General features: G+C 60.1%; 16 protein-coding genes and 1 pseudogene. 14 read left to right on the forward strand and 3 right to left on the reverse strand.

The annotated features are described in order from the left end of the window. The 11 genes from KCG87_RS11655 to flhB all read left to right on the forward strand — a co-directional run bounded on the left by KCG87_RS11655 (window position 1) and on the right by flhB (window position 9,196). Window positions 1-1,698, forward strand: coding sequence for a fused response regulator/phosphatase (locus KCG87_RS11655; protein WP_210557794.1), 1,698 nt, complete (start codon window positions 1-3; stop codon window positions 1,696-1,698). 37 nt (window positions 1,699-1,735) lie between these two features. Beyond that, a complete protein-coding gene (locus KCG87_RS11660; RefSeq protein ID WP_135295222.1) occupies window positions 1,736-2,083 on the forward strand; it encodes an Hpt domain-containing protein in 348 nt (115 codons plus the stop codon). Window positions 2,084-2,189: 106 nt separating this feature from the next. Further along, window positions 2,190-3,578: a flagellar hook-length control protein FliK gene (locus tag KCG87_RS11665; RefSeq protein ID WP_210557792.1), complete on the forward strand. Its 1,389-nt coding sequence runs from the start codon at window positions 2,190-2,192 to the stop codon at window positions 3,576-3,578. A 213-nt stretch (window positions 3,579-3,791) separates the two neighbouring features. Further along, entirely contained in the window at window positions 3,792-4,295 is a 504-nt protein-coding gene (gene fliL / locus KCG87_RS11670; protein WP_047599975.1) for a flagellar basal body-associated protein FliL, read from the forward strand. A gap of 9 nt (window positions 4,296-4,304) precedes the next feature. After that, window positions 4,305-5,273: a flagellar motor switch protein FliM gene (gene fliM, locus KCG87_RS11675; protein WP_003222890.1), complete on the forward strand. Its 969-nt coding sequence runs from the start codon at window positions 4,305-4,307 to the stop codon at window positions 5,271-5,273. A 52-nt stretch (window positions 5,274-5,325) separates the two neighbouring features. Then, window positions 5,326-5,787 (forward strand): flagellar motor switch protein FliN, encoded by a 462-nt coding sequence (fliN, locus tag KCG87_RS11680; protein WP_164747895.1) that lies wholly within the window; start codon window positions 5,326-5,328, stop codon window positions 5,785-5,787. After that, window positions 5,788-6,240 (forward strand): flagellar biosynthetic protein FliO, encoded by a 453-nt coding sequence (gene fliO / locus KCG87_RS11685; RefSeq protein WP_027613913.1) that lies wholly within the window; start codon window positions 5,788-5,790, stop codon window positions 6,238-6,240. It abuts the gene before it with no gap. Continuing rightward, window positions 6,240-6,998, forward strand: coding sequence for a flagellar type III secretion system pore protein FliP (gene fliP, locus KCG87_RS11690; RefSeq protein WP_210557790.1), 759 nt, complete (start codon window positions 6,240-6,242; stop codon window positions 6,996-6,998). The genes fliO and fliP overlap by 1 nt, the downstream gene beginning before the upstream one ends. Then, window positions 6,995-7,264 carry a flagellar biosynthesis protein FliQ gene (fliQ, locus tag KCG87_RS11695; RefSeq protein WP_007920026.1) on the forward strand — a complete coding sequence of 90 codons (270 nt, stop codon included), beginning with the start codon at window positions 6,995-6,997 and terminating at the stop codon, window positions 7,262-7,264. The genes fliP and fliQ overlap by 4 nt, the downstream gene beginning before the upstream one ends. A gap of 3 nt (window positions 7,265-7,267) precedes the next feature. Beyond that, the gene (gene fliR / locus KCG87_RS11700) at window positions 7,268-8,053 is read left to right on the forward strand and encodes a flagellar biosynthetic protein FliR (protein WP_027613914.1); all 786 of its coding nucleotides are present in this window, start codon (window positions 7,268-7,270) and stop codon (window positions 8,051-8,053) included. A 3-nt stretch (window positions 8,054-8,056) separates the two neighbouring features. Then, window positions 8,057-9,196 (forward strand): flagellar biosynthesis protein FlhB, encoded by a 1,140-nt coding sequence (flhB, locus tag KCG87_RS11705; protein ID WP_210557788.1) that lies wholly within the window; start codon window positions 8,057-8,059, stop codon window positions 9,194-9,196. Between the two features lie 1,191 nt (window positions 9,197-10,387). Here the strand turns inward: flhB and KCG87_RS11710 are convergent. From KCG87_RS11710 to KCG87_RS11720, 3 genes and pseudogenes are all read right to left on the reverse strand, one after another. Then, a pseudogene (locus KCG87_RS11710) lies at window positions 10,388-10,606 on the reverse strand (hypothetical protein); the annotation flags it as partial. Window positions 10,607-10,635: 29 nt separating this feature from the next. Beyond that, window positions 10,636-13,557, reverse strand: a complete 2,922-nt coding sequence (locus KCG87_RS11715; RefSeq protein ID WP_210559221.1) for a hypothetical protein — start codon at window positions 13,555-13,557, stop codon at window positions 10,636-10,638. Window positions 13,558-13,898: 341 nt separating this feature from the next. After that, window positions 13,899-14,258, reverse strand: a complete 360-nt coding sequence (locus tag KCG87_RS11720; protein WP_097090135.1) for a hypothetical protein — start codon at window positions 14,256-14,258, stop codon at window positions 13,899-13,901. A 605-nt stretch (window positions 14,259-14,863) separates the two neighbouring features. On the opposite strand from KCG87_RS11720, the gene KCG87_RS11725 reads away from it, so the two are divergent. The 3 genes from KCG87_RS11725 (at window position 14,864) to flhF (ending at window position 19,238) form a co-directional block, all read left to right on the forward strand. Beyond that, the gene (locus KCG87_RS11725; protein ID WP_210559220.1) at window positions 14,864-15,538 is read left to right on the forward strand and encodes a hypothetical protein; all 675 of its coding nucleotides are present in this window, start codon (window positions 14,864-14,866) and stop codon (window positions 15,536-15,538) included. A gap of 218 nt (window positions 15,539-15,756) precedes the next feature. Continuing rightward, window positions 15,757-17,886, forward strand: a complete 2,130-nt coding sequence (gene flhA, locus KCG87_RS11730) for a flagellar biosynthesis protein FlhA (protein ID WP_027613918.1) — start codon at window positions 15,757-15,759, stop codon at window positions 17,884-17,886. Between the two features lie 11 nt (window positions 17,887-17,897). After that, a complete protein-coding gene (gene flhF / locus KCG87_RS11735) occupies window positions 17,898-19,238 on the forward strand; it encodes a flagellar biosynthesis protein FlhF (protein ID WP_003222914.1) in 1,341 nt (446 codons plus the stop codon). Window positions 19,239-19,249: the final 11 nt, after the last annotated feature.

A 19,249-nucleotide genomic window follows, 5' to 3' on the forward strand; every position in this document is an offset into this window, starting at 1 on the left:
ATGCAGGCGCAAGAGCCGCTGACGATCCTGATCGCCGAAGACAGTGCCGCCGACCGGTTACTGTTGTCGACCATCGTCCGCCGTCAGGGGCATGAAGTGCTGACCGCCGCCAATGGCGCCGAAGCGCTGGAGGTGTTCAAGCATCAGCCACCGCATCTGGTGCTGATGGACGCGATGATGCCGGTGATGGACGGCTTCGAAGCGGCGCGGCAGATCAAGGCGCTGGCGGGGGAAACCCTGGTGCCGATCATTTTCCTGACCTCACTGACCGAGAGCGAAGCGCTGGCCCGTTGTCTGGAGGCGGGTGGCGACGACTTTCTGGCGAAGCCTTACAACCAGGTGATCCTCGCCGCCAAAATCAAGGCGATGGATCGCTTGCGCCGCTTGCAGGCCACGGTGCTGCAACAGCGTGACCTGATCGCCAGACATCACGATTACCTGCTCAACGAACAGCGTGTGGCCAAAGCCGTTTTCGACAAGGTCGCGCATTCCGGTTGCCTGAGTGCACCGAATATTCGTTATCTGCAATCGCCCTATGCGTTGTTCAACGGCGACCTGCTGCTGGCGGCCTACACCCCGGCCGGCGACATGCATGTGCTGCTGGGGGATTTCACCGGCCACGGTTTGCCGGCGGCGGTGGGGGCGATGCCGCTGGCCGAAGTGTTCTACGGCATGACTGCCAAGGGCTACGGCCTGGCTGAAACCCTGCGCGAGATGAACGCCAAGCTCAAGCGCATCCTGCCGGTGGACATGTTCTGCTGCGCGACCATGCTTTGTCTGAGTTTTCAGCGGCGTTCGGTAGAGGTGTGGAACGGCGGCATGCCTGACGGTTATCTGCATCGGATTGCCACCGGCGAACGTGTGCCGCTGGCGGCGCGCCATTTGCCGCTGGGGGTGCTCAGTCCGCAAGCGTTTGATGATCGCACCGAAGTACAGACCATGGCCGTGGGTGATCGGGTGTTCCTGCTATCGGACGGCGTGATCGACACCACTGACGCCGACGACCGGTTGTTCGGTGTCGAGCGTTTGCAGCAACTGTTTGCCGCCAATCGTGAGCCGGACAACCTGTTCGCCGAGATCGAGCAGGCCTTGCACGCCTTTCGCGGCGAGCCCCGCGACGATGTGAGCATGGTCGAGATCAGCTTGCTGGAGGCGGCGCAGGTGATGCCGTCGGCGCCGGTGTATTCCGACAGTGGTCAATCCTGTCCGCTGGACTGGTCGGTAAGTTTCGAGTTTCGCGGGGCGACGCTCAGGCGTTTCAATCCGTTGCCGTATCTGCTGCAATTGTTGCTGGAAGTACACGGCTTACGCACACAGGGTGGGGCGATCTACAGCGTGCTCGCCGAGTTGTACTCCAATGCGCTGGAGCACGGCGTGCTGGGTCTCGATTCCAGCCTCAAGCGCGATGCGGCTGGATTCGCCCGCTACTACGAAATGCGCAACGAGCGACTAGAAGCCTTGCAGGACGGTTATGTGCGCGTGCATCTGCAGGTGAAGCCGCAAGGGGCCGGGGGCCGTCTGGTGATCCGCGTCGAGGACAGCGGCAAGGGTTTTGACGTGGCGCGGGTAATGGAGCGACCGCTGGACGGTGTCCGTCTGTCAGGGCGCGGGGTCAGTCTGATCCGCCAGTTAGGGCATAACGCCAGTTGGTCGGACGAAGGTCGCAGTGCTTGCGTGGAGTTTTTCTGGGAGGGTTGAGGCATAATTCGCCGATTCTTGATCAAGGAGTGAACAAGTGACTGACCAACATGTGGATCGCGAAGTACTCGATGCGTTGCGCGAAGTGATGGAAGACAGCTATCCGGATTTGCTGGATACCTTCCTGACCGATTCTGAAAGTCGCTTGCATCAATTGCAAAAGACCGCCGACGCCAAGGTGTTGGCCGAGGTCGCCCATAGTTTCAAGGGCAGCGCCAGCAACATGGGGGCTGTCCGGTTGGCGACGCTCTGTCAGGAGCTGGAGGCGGATGCCAAAGGCAAAAGCCCTGCGGAAATCGTCAAACTGGTGGCCGACATCAGTTGCGAATTCGCGGAAGTCCGTCCTGTCTACGAAGACGAACGCCAGCACGCCCTGACCCATTGAACCCTGCCGTCCGGCGCTTTTCGCAAGCGCCGGACAAAACTGGCCCGACACTTGCAATAATCCCCGTCAACTGTACCTACGATCCCAGTGCAGCGGAGACCGTGTCATGCCTGCGACCCCCAATGTTCTTCTTCAATCTGCCGCCCAGGCCAAGGCGCAAGCCGCCGCCGCGAAAACGCCGGTCATGGCCGCAGACACCGGGGACAAGGCCTCAAGCTTCGCTCAGGTGTTCGCCGATCAAGGCCCGAAAAAGACTCTTGCGAACTCTGACAGTTCGTTGAAACCGGCGCGCGACAAGGTTGCCGACAACAGCGACAAGAAAGATTTCGCCAAGGATAAGTCTGCCGCCACGCAACAGACCGTTGCCGATAGCGGCAATGCCTTGCCTGCCGACAAGACCGCGTCGACCACCTCCGATGATCAGGCCGCCGCTGACAAGGCCGCCGCCGATGCTGCTGCCGACAGCGCGCAGACGCCAGTGGCCGACACCACCCCGGTGGATCCGGCGCTGGATCCGGCACTGGCGCAAACCGTGCAGCCGCTGGTGACCGCGCCGGTGGTGGCAGCGCCAGTCGCTGCAACACCGGAACCGGCCAAAACCGAAACGCCGGTCGTGGCCGCCACTTTGGCGCCAGCCGTGGTCAAAGATCCGGCGGCATCAACCGATAGCGCGTTCGACCCGGCGGCCGATCCGCTCGACTCGTTGCCGGCGCTGCGTATGGCGATGGAGCAGGGCGGGCACATTTCCGCCAGCAGCCAGGCACAAGCCAAAGCTACACCGGCCCAGACTCAGGCCGACGGTGAATTGACTGCCGCGCAGAACTTCGCTGCCGGCATGGCCAGCATGCTCGACGTGCAGGCCGACAAGGACAGCACCAGTCAGAATGGCGAAAAGGCCTTCAGCGGCCTGATAGACGACGGCCTGAAAGATCTCAAGTCTGCGACCAGCGACACCCGTGTCGATGACTTCGCCAACCGTCTGGCGGCGCTGACTCAGGCGGCCACCCCGAAAACCGCGAACGCGGTGCCGGTGAATCAACCGATCGCCATGCACCAGAGCGGCTGGACCGAAGAAATCGTCAACCGCGTCATGTACCTGTCCAGCGCCAACCTGAAGGCGGCGGATATTCAATTGCAGCCGGCGGAACTCGGGCGTCTGGATATTCGGGTGAACATGGTTCCGGACCAGCAGACCCAGGTGACTTTCATGAGCGCGCATCCGAGCGTGCGCGAAGCGCTGGACGGTCAGATGCATCGCTTGCGTGACATGTTCACCCAGCAGGGCATGGGCCAGGTCGACGTCAATGTCTCCGATCAGAGCCGTGGCTGGCAGGGTCAGCAGGAACAGGCGCAGCAGGGCCAGAGCGGTCGCACCAGCGCTGCGGGTGGTCGACTGGATTCGGCGGAAGAGGAGCTGACGCCGGCGGCGGTGGCTGAAGCCGCTGCACAAACCACTAGCGTGATCGGCAGCAGCGCCGTCGACTACTACGCCTGATACAACGATGTATCCCCCCTGTGGGAGCGGGCTTGCTCGCGAATGCGGTTGTTCAATCGACATCAATGTCGGCTGACACACCGCATTCGCGAGCAAGCCCGCTCCCACATTGGTTTTACAGTGCCTTCCAATCTGTCCCGACACTTCTGGCATAACACTTGCTCTTGCCTTGCCGTGCGACTGTGAAAACCCGATTAGTGACGGATTATTGGCATGGCGAAGAGCGAAGCAGCAGCTGTAAAAGACCCCGCGACCAAAGGCAAACTCAAGATGATCATCCTGATCGTGGTGGCTCTGCTGCTGGCGATCGGTGTGTCCGTGGGCGCGACCTGGTACTTCATGCACAGTGCTCAGAGCAAGCCTGCCGCAGCGGCCGAGGCCGCGCCGGTCGGCAAGCAGCCGGCAATCTTCGAGCCGATGGCGCCGGCGTTTGTCGCCAACTACAACCAGAACGGCCGTCAGCGCTACATGCAGGTGAGCATCACCATGCTGGCGCGTAACCAGGCCGATCTGGAGGCGCTCAAAGTGCACATGCCGGTGATTCGCAACAACCTGGTGATGCTCTTCTCCGGTCAGGATTTCGCCACCTTGGCGACTCCGGTCGGCCAGGAGATGTTGCGCCAGAAGGCCACAGCCAGCGTCCAGGAAGTGGCGCAGAAAGAGCTGGGCAAAGTGGTGATCGAACAGTTGCTTTTCACTAATTTCGTACTGCAGTAGGAACACGACATGGCCGTGCAGGATCTGCTGTCCCAGGATGAAATCGACGCGCTGTTGCATGGTGTCGACGATGGTCTGGTACAGACCGATAACGCTGCCGAACCCGGCAGTGTCAAAAGCTACGACCTGACCAGCCAGGATCGCATCGTCCGTGGACGCATGCCGACTCTGGAGATGATCAACGAGCGTTTTGCCCGTTACACCCGCATCAGCATGTTCAACATGCTGCGCCGCTCGGCAGACGTTGCCGTCGGTGGCGTCCAGGTGATGAAGTTCGGCGAATACGTGCACTCGCTGTACGTACCGACCAGCCTCAACCTGGTCAAGATCAAACCGTTGCGCGGCACCGCGCTGTTCATCCTCGACGCCAAACTGGTGTTCAAGCTGGTGGACAACTTCTTCGGCGGCGACGGCCGTCACGCCAAGATCGAAGGGCGTGAATTCACCCCGACCGAACTGCGTGTGGTGCGCATGGTACTGGAGCAGGCGTTCGTCGATCTGAAGGAAGCCTGGCAGGCGATCATGGAAGTCAATTTCGAGTACATCAACTCGGAAGTGAACCCGGCCATGGCCAACATCGTCGGCCCGAGCGAAGCGATCGTGGTCTCCACTTTCCACATCGAACTCGATGGCGGCGGCGGTGACCTGCACGTAACCATGCCGTACTCGATGATCGAGCCGGTGCGCGAAATGCTCGACGCCGGTTTCCAGTCGGACCTCGACGATCAGGACGAGCGCTGGGTCAATGCCCTGCGTCAGGACGTGCTCGATGTCGACGTGCCGATCGGCGCCACCGTGGCCCGCCGCCAGTTGAAGCTGCGCGACATCCTGCACATGCAGCCGGGGGATGTGATCCCGGTCGAGATGCCGGAAGACATGATCATGCGCGCCAACGGCGTACCGGCCTTCAAGGTCAAGATGGGCTCGCACAAAGGCAACCTCGCGTTGCAGGTGATCGAGCCGATCGAGCGTCGCTGAAGCGGCGCTTTTCCCCCACGTATTTAACTGAATTGTTGCCCGCCGAGGACACATGATGAACGACGAAATGAATGCCCAGGACGATCAGGCACTGGCCGACGAATGGGCTGCGGCCCTGGAAGAGACCGGTGATGGCAGCCAGGCTGACATCGACGCGCTGCTGGCCGCCGACGCTGGCGCTGCAAGCTCCAACCGTCTGCCGATGGAAGAGTTCGGCAGCGTGCCGAAGAACAACGATCCGGTGACCCTGGACGGTCCGAACCTGGACGTGATCCTCGACATCCCGGTGTCGATCTCGATGGAAGTGGGCAGCACCGATATCAACATCCGCAACCTGCTGCAACTGAACCAGGGTTCGGTGATCGAGCTCGATCGTCTGGCCGGCGAGCCGCTGGACGTGCTGGTCAACGGCACCCTGATCGCGCACGGTGAAGTGGTGGTGGTCAACGAGAAGTTCGGCATCCGCCTGACCGACGTGATCAGCCCAAGCGAACGCATCAAGAAGCTGCGCTGAGTGAAACGGTTTCTCTGGGCTTTGCTGGCACTGCCATTGAGCGTGCTGGCCGCCGAGCCGTCGACGGCGACCACCGTGCCTGCTGCCACCGCGCCGATGGTCAGCAGCGGCGTGGCCGGGCAACTGACGCAACTGGTGTTCGGTCTGTTGCTGGTGCTGGGCTTGATCTTCTTCCTCGCCTGGCTGCTGCGCCGGGTGCAGCAGGCAGGGCCGGCGGGCAAGGGCCAGGTGATCGAGCTGATCGGCTCCCGCGCACTCGGTCCGCGTGACCGGTTGATGCTGGTGCAGGTCGGCAACGAGCAGATTCTGCTCGGCTTGAGCCCTGGCACCATCACCGCGCTGCACGTGCTCAAGGAACCGGTGCCAGTGCCGAGCAGCAGCGAAAAAGCGACCCCGGAATTTGCCCAGCATCTGCTGAAGATTCTCGGCAAGGATCAGAAGGATAAGAAGTAATGGGTGCGCTACGCATCGTCTTGACGCTGGCCCTGATGCTGGCCGCGCCGCTGGCATTCGCCGCCGATCCGTTGTCGATTCCGGCGATCACGCTGGGCACCAACGCCGACGGCGCGCAGGAGTATTCGGTCAGCCTGCAGATCCTGCTGATCATGACCGCCCTGAGCTTTATTCCGGCGGCCGTGATTCTGATGACCAGTTTCACCCGGATCATCATCGTCTTCTCGATCCTGCGTCAGGCCCTCGGCCTGCAACAGACGCCGTCGAACCAGATCCTTACCGGCATGTCCCTGTTCCTCACCATGTTCATCATGGCCCCGGTGTTCGACCGGGTGAACAACGATGCGCTGCAGCCGTACCTGGCGGAAAAACTCACCGCGCAGCAGGCGGTGGAAAAGGCTCAGGTACCGATCAAGGACTTCATGCTCGCCCAGACCCGCACCAGCGATCTGGAGCTGTTCATGCGTCTGTCCAAGCGCACTGACATCGCCACGCCGGATCAGGCGCCACTGACGATTCTGGTGCCGGCGTTCGTCACCTCCGAGCTTAAAACCGCCTTCCAGATCGGCTTCATGATCTTCATCCCGTTCCTGATCATCGACCTGGTCGTGGCCAGTGTGCTGATGGCGATGGGTATGATGATGCTCTCGCCGCTGATCATTTCACTGCCGTTCAAGATCATGCTGTTCGTGCTGGTGGATGGCTGGGCGCTGATCATCGGCACCCTGGCCAGCAGTTTCGGAGGTGTCTCGCCATGACGCCGGAAGTTGCGGTCGATATCTTTCGTGAAGCGCTGTGGCTGACCACTTTGATGGTCGCGATTCTGGTGGTGCCGAGCCTGTTGGTCGGCCTGCTGGTGGCGATGTTCCAGGCCGCCACGCAGATCAACGAACAGACCCTGAGCTTCCTGCCGCGTCTGCTGGTGATGCTGGTGACGCTGATCGTCGCCGGCCCGTGGATCGTGCAGACGTTCATGGAATACATCATTCAGTTGTACAAAAACATTCCGATGGTCATCGGCTAAGCCATGCAATCGCTGCTTCAGCTGACCGACACCCAGATCAGTACCTGGGTGGCGTCGTTCATGTTGCCACTGTTTCGCGTCGCCTCGATGCTGATGGTCATGCCGGTGTTCGGCACCACGTTGGTGTCGCGGCGGATACGCCTGTATTTCGCCGTGGCCATCACCGTATGCATTGCCCCGGGGCTGCCGCCGATGCCGGATGTCAGTCCGCTTGCTCTCAGTGGCTGGTTACTGATTGCCGAGCAGATTCTGGTGGGTGCGGTGCTGGGGTTTTCCCTGCAACTGTTTTTCCAGGCGTTTGCCGTGGCCGGGCAGATTGTCGCGATCCAGATGGGCATGGGCTTCGCCTCGATGGTTGACCCGGCCAACGGCGTCTCGGTGGCGGTGATCGGGCAGTTCTTCACCATGCTGGTGACCTTGCTGTTCCTGTCGATGAACGGCCACCTGGTGGTCTTCGAAGTGCTCACCGAAAGCTTCACCACGCTGCCGGTCGGGGGCGGATTGATGACGGCGCAATACTGGGAGCTGGCCGGCAAGCTTGGCTGGGTTCTCGGGGCGGCGTTGTTGCTGGTGCTGCCGGCGGTCACCGCGCTGCTGGTGGTCAACATCGCCTTCGGTGTGATGACCCGCGCCGCGCCGCAACTGAACATTTTCTCCATCGGTTTCCCGCTGACCCTGGTGCTGGGCCTGTTCATCGTCTGGGTCGGTCTGGCGGATATCCTCAATCAGTATCAACCGCTGGCCTCCGAGGCCTTGCAGTTGTTACGCGAACTGGCACGGGCGCGCTGAGCCATGGCAGAGAGCGAAAGCGGTCAGGACAAAACAGAAGACCCCACGGACAAACGGAAAAAGGACTCTCGTGAGAAGGGCGAGATTGCCCGTTCCAAAGAGCTCAACACCCTCGCCGTGATGATGGCCGGTGCCGGTGCGCTGCTGGTGTTCGGCGGCATGCTGGCCGAAGACCTGATGGAGCTTATGCGCCTGAACTTCACCCTTTCGCGCGAGGTGGTCATGGATCAGGGGGCCATGGGCAGGTTCCTGTTGCAGTCCGGTCAGATGGCGCTGTTGGCGATCCAGCCGATCATGATCACCCTGTTGCTGGCGGCATTGATCGGGCCGATCTCCCTCGGTGGCTGGCTGTTTGCCGCCGGCTCCATGGCGCCCAAATTCAGCCGGATGAACCCGGCCTCGGGCCTGAAGCGGATGTTCTCGTTCAAGGCTGTGGTCGAGCTGCTCAAGGCGCTGGCCAAGTTTCTGATCACCCTCGGGGTGGCGTTGGTGGTGTTGTCGGCGGACGTCGATGATTTGCTGCGTATCGCCCACGAGCCGCTGGAAATGGCGATCATTCACAGTGTCACGCTGGTCGGCTGGAGTACGTTGTGGCTGGCCTGCGGTCTGATCATCATTGCCGCCGTCGATGTCCCGGTGCAGCTCTGGGAAGCCCACAAGAAACTGCTGATGACCAAGCAGGAAGTGCGCGACGAGCACAAGGATCAGGAAGGCCGGCCGGAGGTCAAGCAGCGCATCCGCCAGACCCAGCGCGAGATGTCGCAGCGGCGGATGATGGCGGCGATTCCCGACGCCGACGTGGTCATCACCAACCCGACCCACTACGCCGTCGCGCTCAAGTACGACTCGGAGAAGGGCGGCGCGCCAGTGCTGCTGGCCAAGGGCAGCGACTTCCTCGCGCTGAAGATCCGCGAAATCGCCGTCGCCAACAACGTCATGCTCCTCGAATCGCCGGGGCTGGCGCGCTCGATCTACTACTCCACCGAACTCGAGCAGGAAATCCCCGGTGGCCTGTACCTGGCGGTCGCCCAGGTATTGGCCTACGTCTACCAGATCCGCCAGTACCGCGCCGGCAAGGGCAAACGCCCGGATCCACTCAAGGACGATTTGCCGATCCCGCCGGATCTGCGGCGCGATTCCTGACTTGACAGTAACGCAGTAAAAAACCGCCATCCCGATTGAACGGGGTGGCGGTTTTTTTATGCCTGACCCAAAGATATTTCAGCTCCTGCCGCGGTCATTGTGGTGAGGGGATTCATCCCCGATGGGCTGCGCAGCGGCCCCAGACTTCAATCTTTCAGAAATACCGCGAGTTCAGGTTTTACGACTGCTGCGCAGCCGAGCGGGAGCAAGCTCCCTCGCCACAGGTTCTTGCCTGCCTTCTTAGCCCGGTAATTCCAGATTATCCAGCGCCCGATTCACCGCCAGCTCCCCCGCCTGACCCAATGAAACGTCGGCTCCTGCCGCAGTCATTGTGGTGAGGGGATTTATCCCCGATGGGCTGCACAGCGGCCCCAGACTTCAATCTTTCAGAAATACCGCGAGTTCAGGGTTTACGGCTGCTGCGCAACCGATCGGGGATGAATCCCCTCGCCACAGGTTCTTGCCTGCCTTCTTAGCCCGGCGATTCCAGATTATCCAGCGCTCGATTCACCGCCAGCTCCCCCGCCTGACCCAATGAAACGTCGGCTCCTGCCGCAGTCACTGTGGCGAGGGAGCTTGCTCCCGCTGGGCTGCGCAGCAGACCCAAATCCTGTCACTGCAAATTTTCAGAAATACCGCGAGTTCAGGTTTTACGACTGCTGCGCAGCCGATCGGGGATGAATCCCCTCGCCACAGGTTCTTGCCTGCCTTCTTAGCCCGGCAACTGCAGATTATCCAGCGCCCGATTCACCGCCAGCTCCCCCGCCTGAACCAATGAAACGTCGGCTCCTGCCGCAGTCACTGTGGCGAGGGAGCTTGCTCCCGCTGGGTTGCGCAGCAGACCCAAATCCTGTCACTGCAAATTTTCAGAAATACCGCGAGTTCAGGGTTTACGGCTGCTGCGCAACCGATCGGGGATGAATCCCCTCGCCACAGGTTCTTGCCTGCCTTCTTAGCCCGGCGATTCCAGATTATCCAGCGCCCGATTCACCGCCAGCTCCCCGCCTGACCCAATGAAACGTCGGCTCCTGCCGCAGTCACTGTGGCGAGGGAGCTTGCTCCCGCTGGGCTGCGCAGCAGACCCAAATCCTGTCACTGCAAATTTTCAGAAATACCGCGAGTTCAGGGTTTACGGCTGCTGCGCAACCGATCGGGGATGAATCCCCTCGCCACAGGTTCTTGCCTGCCTTCTTAGCCCGGCAACTGCAGATTATCCAGCGCCCGATTCACCGCCAGCTCGCCGAGCATGATCAGTTGCGCAATGCCCAGCAGCGTCCTGCGCTGCGACGCCGGTATGAGGTGGGCGAAGTCATTGGCGATTGTTCTGGCTGAAGCGAGTGTTTCGCAGGCATCGGCCAGCAGTTCTTCGTTTTTGAAGTCTGCGGTCACGGCGTATATCGAGCGGGTTTCAAGCGCCCCAATTGAGGCGCTTACAGAAATCAGTTGAACATAAAGTTATCGAAAATTACTTGTTCTTCGCCTCCGTTATAAAATTCAATGTAATTGATGTTCGCCGCGGAGAAAATTAACTGTGAAATACCTGCGCTGCTGATTAGTGGTCTTTCGTCTATATATCCCTCTGGGCCATAGAACAGGATCTTTCCGAGGGTGGCTTGAACGTCTGCGTAGTAAAAGCTTAATTTTTGCACGGGGGCTTTGAGCTCTATCCTGAATTTGGTTACAGCGCTCTCGTTAATTAACACGTTTCCTTCTATCGCCCCTGAAGCGCTATCCCTATTAAATGTGACGATTTTTAGTGATCCTGTTGAGCTTTGATTAATGATACTTATCGCACCAGTATCTAAAGTTTCCAATGGCCCTATAAGTTGAGGGGGGACATTATCAAAGTTTTCATCTCTCTGGGTGCCTCTAAGGCTATAGATTCGAGGTGGGCAGGCTGTCGCGGTCAACTCACTGGCTATTCCGTCAAGATTTACTTTCACGCTGATCGTCAGCTCAGTTCCGTCCTTCAGTTCTTTTAACCACTCAATCGGAGCCGCCAGGGACAATCCATCCGGCGAATCATTGGGCTCTCCCGACCTGACGTCGTTGGTTATCGGCTCGCCGTTCTTGTCAAAGCCTCTACAGGTTGCCCAGATCGGTTGTCCTGGTTCGAACAACGGCCATCTTTCCGCGAGAATCCGTGCGTCTGTTGTGAGGTCTTGAACGCTCAACTCTTTACTGGTGTTGCCGTCGATATTAGGTGTAGGAAGACGCGGGTCTTCATCGATAATTTTCAGCAGTCTCACCTTGATCGCGTCTGATTGGCCAGCGTGGCCACCGTTGCGATACAAGTTCCCGCGCAGCTCGATCACCGTTCCATGTCGCGCCGCTAGGAATGCGGGGCTCAACAGTGTGTTCACTCGCTTGTTGCTGTTGAATTCCACCAACGGAAACGGCGGCCAACCTGCCGGTGGATTGTCTTCCTCCAGGCATGCCTGGTCGCCGCTCAATGCTTCTGGGTATTCGATGCGCACCGTCACCCCGTCCGGGTAGGCCAGGACATCAATCGGATCTTTGGCCGGTGCTACAAGGAACGGTGGCGGCAGCTCCCCCAGCGCCGTCTCGATGCGCAACGTCAACTCATGAGAATGCCCCAGCGTCTCGCCCGCCCGCTGAATGCTGTAATCGGCAACCACCGTACCGTTCAGGTTGGGGGTTACATATTTTTTTTCCACGGTAATGCGCACAGGCCGGCCAGCGGTAGCAGGGATCAGGTCGACATGACTACTGACGCTACCGCCGCTGGCAGAGCCGCGCCAACGGTAGTTCACACGATCCTTGTCGCGGGTGCCGAGGTACGGCACCACCAGCGTGGCACCGGTGGGTGGCACGTTGTCCGGATCGAGCACGTCGTTGGCATCTGCGCCCTCGACTTCCGGCCGGTCGAACGTCGGCAGGGCGACGCCGACCTGCATCATGAACGGCAGCGACTCGCGAACGCTCAACAGCCCCGTTTCGCTGTTGGTGACGACGTAATAGACCTTGACGTTCAGGCCATTGAAACGCTGGATTTCGGCATTGCTCACGCTGCGCAGGACGGGCTGATTGTCCGCTACGTTGCCGACCGGGCGGGGATCTTCGTAATAAACGGTGTCGTTACCGGGCGCCTGGGCCCACCAGATCAGGTTGAGCAGGTCGCTGCTGTTGCGACCGGGATACCAAGGGATCTGCACAGTCGCCCAAGGCGTTTCGGGTGGCAACGTTCCGCCCGGTGCCTCGTCGACGGTGGGGGCGACTAACTGGCTGATGTCGCCAATCACGGTGACGCTGGCATTTTTTGAGCGGCGGTCGCCTTCATCGCTGCGACGGCGCACATAGCCGACCGAGGCTGCGCCTTTGGCAATGGCTTTGACGGCGGCGTTGGGGATGGGGAAATCGAGTTGTAAGGGCACGTACGACACCTCTTTCTCCAGCGGCCCGACGATGATCTGCGAGCCTTGCGCCGGGGTGCCGATCCAGGTCAGGAGCACCTTGTCGCCCACCGAAAAATCGTCCATGGTGATGTAAACGCGGGCGGTCACATCCTCATCCCCGAGCTGGTCGAGGTCGATGCTGTCGGTTGGAATGCCGTTGACCAGCACCTGCGGTTCGTCCAGCCGATTGCCCCCCAGGTCCACCAGCAATTCACGCGTCGCTGACCACGGCGCACGTTCGTCCGGGTAATTACCGCAGCGGTCAATGACCTGATAAGCCACCGCGACACGATCACCGTCCCCGGCGGCGTCGATAACGGCGCGGCTGAAGACAACCTCGATCGGGTTTCTGATCGGGTCCTGGGCCTGTTCCGGCGTAACGACATGCACCACTTGCTGGCTGCCCCAGCGGGCGAGAATGCGGTCGTATCGGGTGAGGTTGCGGTAAGGCACGATGTGCATCGTCACCCCGCTGGGCGGCAAGGTTTCATCGACCTCGTGGTGGGAGAGGGAGAACTTGAGATCGGAGTGGCCGTCATCGCCGGGAATGTCATCGTACCCCCCGGGACGCGTGAGTTTGACCAGCAGGGTCATGACCGGTTTCGAGTCCTCCGGGGCGCCCTGGTTCTTGCGCGTGATCCGGTAGAACACTGGCGTGGCATCCCCCTCAAGTACCTGGCCCTTGGCAATGGTGAAAACCAGGTCCTGGTTGAGCTCGGCATCGTGCTCTAAGGTCTTGCTCCAGACCGCGGCGCTGTCATTGTCCCAGAACACCTCGGCCAGATCGCCAATGGACATGGTCAGCCAGGCGGGGATGATGCCTTGCAGATCGCCTTCCACGGCTCTGATGGGTATGCCGCCGTCATAGTGTTCGGCAGGGCTGAGGTTGACCAGTGCCGGAAGATACGGAGGTCTGAGGGCTTGAGGGGTTTGCTTGCTGGACATCTGGCGAACTCCGGTCGGGGGGCTGGGTGACGGAGTTATTGAGCGCGCGTTGGAGGAATTAGGCACCTGTCAGATCTAACAGGTGCTGGCGGGTTTCCGACAAGTGGTCATGTGGGCTGAAGGAAAGAGGCGACAAACCGCCGCCCGGTTAAATGAGGTGGCGGTTTTTTAAGCCTGAAGACATGTGTCGGCTGTGAGGCCGCTTTCGCGAGCAAGCCCGCTCCCACAGGGATTGGGGTCGATCACAAACCTGTGCTACACGCCGAACCTGTGGGAGCGGGCTTGCCCGCGAAGACGTCAGCAGCCACAACGCCTCACTCAGGGCTTGTCACAGATCCCTGCTACTGCGGCAACTGCAGATTATCCAGCGCCCGATTCACCGCCAGCTCGCCGAGCATGATCAGTTGCGCGATGCCCAGCAGCGTCCTGCGCTGCGACGCCGGTATCAGATGGGCGAAGTCATTGGCGATGGTTCTGGCCGAGGCGAGTGTTTCGCAGGCATCGGCCAGCAGTTCTTCGTTTTTGAAGTCTGCGGTCACGGCGTACATCGAACGGGTTTTACGTTGAATGGGCGTGGCGCCGGGCGAGCAGAGGTAGTGGTCGAGGGCGCGGTCGGCGGCTTCGTGGAGCTTTTTTGAATCGAGGGATTCGTAGGGGGAGGTGGCGTCGGTTTCGGGTGGGTTGGGTGTTGGTTTGATCATGCTGAAGCTCCTAGAGTCGACGGAGCTGCCACATTTCGCTGCGATACGAAAGGGAGGTGGCAGCTATACGCGGGTCGCAGACCGGGACTCTAGAACCGGCAGACCCAAAGGTCTCCCACGTACAGCCGCCATAAAACGAGGACGGAAGTTGTGCGTCTAGAAATCAGCGGGCTGCGAGACCCGATCGCTGATTCGTCAGCGACCGACCCACAATAGAACCCGACCCCAAGGCGCACAAGCCGGCGGATTCTGGCGTAGCTGTAGGCAATGGCGCAAGAATATGTAGCCCGCAAGGCGTGTCTGGAGGTGTCTTTTAAACGCTAGCGTTTAAAGGTGCTGCGCATGATTCTGTGGTGTCGCGGATGGCTTCTTCGCGAGCAAGCCCACTCCCACAGGGGATCGGTGTGATACCCCCTATCTGTGTTCATTGCGGCGCGATTCCTGATAAATCAAAAGACAGCGGCCCTCCGCTTGTCTGAAAAAGACCTCTACCTGTTAGTTCTGACAGTGGACACAAAGGGCATTCAGCTATTCCATGTTCCTTGGCAGGTTTCACGGGCAATTCGCCTTCTGACCTGTCTTTAACATTCGCCAAGGAGAAGGTCATGCAAGAGAACTACAAAAAGCTTGAAGGAATGAGGTTCGAGTTCGTTTCCGGGTCGGTGGCGAAAGAGTCTGATCATATCGCTTGCACGTTCACTTTTAAGGCGATGTTGGACTTCACGCATTTCGTGCACATGAGCAATGCGTATGTGCCGGGCTATCTCGATTCGTATATCAATGCGATCAAGCCAAGGTTGGACGGGGTAGCCCACCATAGTCTCTACAACCGATTCAATAGTGCCGCTGGCAACATTGGTACTGTTGAAGAGTTGGTCAGAGTTTTCTCTTCGCCCAACAACTACTCCGATACATGGAGTAGCAATGGCACCGGCCTACTGGCGCGTTATCACAAACCACAATTTCACATGGTCGGTGATCAGTTACAGGTCACGGGTGGGCAGGACTTTCGATGGGAGGTCGAGCCGGAGGTCGAACGGAAGATCGAGCCGCAGGATGTGCCGGACATTTACTTTGTCTGGGCACTGATTGTGTTGAAGGCATACCCCGAAGATCCTTTTCATCAGCCTGAGGAAATCGTGACATTAGGCTATTCTGAGGAAGCGTTTGTCGACGTGGGAGGGAGTCCGATCCGTAAGGGTACGCGCTATCTGGTGGGCCGCGATTTGCGTCTTGGTGCGATAAATCCAGAGCAAATTTTGACTGCCGGGTATCCGTGAGTGCGCGGGTTTTTCTGATTTTTGTTCACTGCTAATGGTGATAGCCGTCCTGCGTCTGTTTTGCGGTCGGCTCCATGGCGCCCAGCTTCTCTCAAGACACTTCCCCTGAAGCAAACCTCAATTTCAATCCCCGGCAAAAGTTGGAAGGCTTCTTGCAGTAGCCGCCGTGCGCCTGCTTTGGGCGTCAAAAGTTTGCTTTAAAGGAACGGGGAAAACCGGTGGATCGCTCTCAGTTATTCAACACTGCTCGCTCGAATGTTGCCGACCTCAGTCGAGGCAATCTGGGCGTGCCGTTGTTGCTGCTGGTCATGCTGGCGATGATGATGTTGCCGGTGCCGCCGTTCCTGCTGGACGTGTTTTTCACCTTCAACATCGCCCTGTCGATCGTCGTCCTGCTGGTCTGCGTGTATGCGCTGCGGCCGCTGGATTTCGCGGTGTTCCCGACCATTCTGCTGGTGGCGACGCTGCTGCGGCTGGCGTTGAACGTGGCCTCGACGCGGGTGGTGATGCTCCACGGTCAGGACGGCCACGCCGCCGCCGGTAAGGTGATTCAGGCCTTCGGCGAAGTGGTGATCGGCGGTAACTACGTGGTCGGTATCGTGGTGTTCGCGATCCTGATGATCATCAACTTCGTCGTGGTGACCAAGGGTGCCGGGCGGATTTCCGAGGTGAGCGCGCGCTTCACCCTTGATGCGATGCCCGGCAAGCAAATGGCGATCGACGCCGACCTCAACGCCGGTCTGATCGACCAGAACCAGGCTAAGGCGCGCCGTCAGGAAGTCGCCCAAGAGGCTGAGTTCTACGGTTCGATGGACGGTGCCAGCAAGTTCGTCCGTGGTGACGCCATTGCCGGCCTGCTGATTCTGTTTATCAACCTCATCGGCGGTATGGCTGTCGGTATCTTCCAGCACAACATGACCTTCGCCGACGCGGGCAAGGTGTACGCCTTGCTGACCATCGGTGACGGTTTGGTGGCGCAATTGCCATCACTGTTGTTATCGACAGCGGCGGCGATCATGGTGACCCGTGCTTCCGGTTCGGAAGACATGGGCAAGCAGATCAATCGGCAGATGTTCGCCTCGCCAAAAGCGCTGGCGGTGGCCGCTGGTTTGATGGCGGTCATGGGTCTCGTCCCGGGCATGCCGCACTTCTCGTTCCTGAGCATGGCCGCGCTGGCTGCCGGTGGCGCGTATCTGTTCTGGAAAAAGCAGAACGTCGCCAAGGTGCAGGCGCTGCAAGAAGTTCAGCGTCAGCAGGAACTGCTGCCGTCGCCGGCCCGCGCCATGGAAACCAAGGAGCTGGGCTGGGATGACGTGACGCCGATCGACATGATCGGCCTGGAAGTCGGTTACCGCCTGATCCCGTTGGTGGATCGCAATCAGGGCGGGCAGTTGCTGGCGCGGATCAAGGGTGTGCGCAAGAAGCTCTCGCAGGATCTGGGCTTCCTGATGCCGACCGTGCACATTCGCGACAACCTCGATCTGGCGCCGAGCGCCTATCGCCTGACCCTGATGGGGGTGATCCTCGCCGAAGCCGAGATCTACCCGGATCGCGAACTGGCGATCAACCCGGGGCAGGTCTACGGCACGCTCAACGGCATTACCGCCAAAGATCCGGCTTTCGGCCTGGAGGCGGTGTGGATCGAAGTCAGCCAGCGCGCCCAGGCGCAATCGCTCGGTTACACCGTGGTCGACGCCAGTACCGTGGTCGCGACGCACTTGAACCAGATTCTGTACAAGCACTCCAGCGAGCTGATCGGCCACGAGGAAGTGCAGCAACTCATGCAATTGCTGGCCAAAAGCTCGCCGAAACTGGCTGAAGAGCTGGTGCCGGGGGTGGTTTCGCTGTCGCAGTTGCTCAAAGTGCTGCAGGCGTTGCTCGCCGAACACGTGCCGGTACGCGACATCCGCAGCATTGCCGAGGCTATCGCCAACAACGCCGCCAAGAGTCAAGATACCGCCGCCTTGGTCGCCGCAGTACGCGTTGGCGTATCCCGCGCCATCGTCCAAAGCATTGTAGGCACTGACTCCGAGCTGCCTGTGATCACCTTGGAACCAAGGTTGGAACAAATATTGCTCAATAGTCTGCAGAAGGCAGGACAAGGCTCTGAAGAGGGCGTTCTGCTGGAGCCAAGCATGGCCGAGAAGCTGCAGCGTTCGCTTATCGAAGCGGCGCAGCGCCAGGAAATGCAAGGTCAACCGGTGATCCTGTTGGTAGCAGGCCCGATCCGCGCGATGCTCTCGCGTTTCGGTCGCCTCGCAGTCCCGGGGCTGCACGTGCTGGCCTATCAGGAAATTCCGGACAACAAGCAAGTGACCATCGTTGCGACAGTAGGGCCCAACGGCTGAGGTAGTGGTTTATGCAAGTTAAGCGTTTTTTCGCCGCCGATATGCGTCAGGCCATGAAGCTGGTTCGTGATGAGCTGGGCGCTGATGCCGCCATCATTGGCAACCGCCGCATTGCCGGCGGCGTCGAGCTGACGGCGGCGCTGGATTACAAATTGTCGGCGCTGGCGCCACGGGTTCCGAACATGGAACTCGAGGACGAGCTGCGCAAGACCCAGTCGCGCATCGTGACCGCCCAGGCCGAACTGAGCCTGCGTGGCGAAGCCGACGGCAACACCAATCGCCAGTTGTTCGCCGGGCTGCCGTTGACGGCGGGCCTGCCGCTGACCGCTGCCGAACCGTTGAGCGAACCGACTTACGCCGCCCCGGCGCGTCCGGCGCCCGCGCCTGCCCAGTCGTCCGCCGGCATCGATCCGCGTGCGCTGGATTCGATGCGTTTCGAATTGAACAGTTTGCGGGAGCTGATGGAAGTGCAGCTCGGCACGCTGGCCTGGAATCAGCTGCAAGGCAGCCGTCCGGCGCAAGCCAATCTGTATCGTCGTCTGCAACGCATCGGTCTGTCCGGGCCGTTGTCGCGCGATCTGCTGGCAATGATCACTGACATCGAAGAGCCGCGTCAGGCCTGGCGCATGCTGCTCGCGCACCTGGCGCGAATGATTGCCGTACCGGAAGTCGAGCCGCTGGAAGAGGGCGGGGTGATTGCCATGGTCGGCCCGGCCGGCATGGGCAAAACCACCACCCTGGCCAAACTCGCGGCGCGCTACGTGCTCAAGTACGGCGCGCAGAATGTCGCGCTGGTCAGCATGGACAGTTTCCGTATCGGTGCCCAGGAACAGCTGAAGACCCTGGGCCGCATTCTCAATGTGCCGGTGACCCACGTCGATCCGGGCCAGTCGCTGGTGCAGGCGCTCGACCCGCTGCTGCGCAAGCGCGTGGTGCTGATCGATACCGCCGGCTTGCAGGCCAGCGATCCGGCCTTGCGCATGCAGCTGGAAAGTCTGGCCGGGCGTGGCATCCGTTCAAAAAATTATCTGGTGCTGGCAACCACCAGCCAGAAACAGGTTCTAACCGCCGCTTATCACAGTTACAAGCGTTGCGGGCTTGCCGGCTGCATCCTGACTAAACTGGATGAGACGGCCAGCCTTGGCGAAGTGTTGAGCCTGGCGATCAGTCATGAACTGCCGGTCGCGTACCTGACCGATGGCCCACGGATTCCGGATGATCTGCATCTGCCGCGCCGTCATCAACTGGTCAGCCGCGCCGTCAGCGTGCAAATGCAGGAAGAACCCAGCGAAGAAGCCATGGCTGACATGTTCGCTGATATCTACCACAGCCCGACCAAGCAGGTTGGCTGAGGTAATGAACC

The sequence above is a fragment of the Pseudomonas sp. MWU347 genome, assembly GCF_017947305.1.
GTDB classification, from domain to species: domain Bacteria; phylum Pseudomonadota; class Gammaproteobacteria; order Pseudomonadales; family Pseudomonadaceae; genus Aquipseudomonas; species Aquipseudomonas putida_A.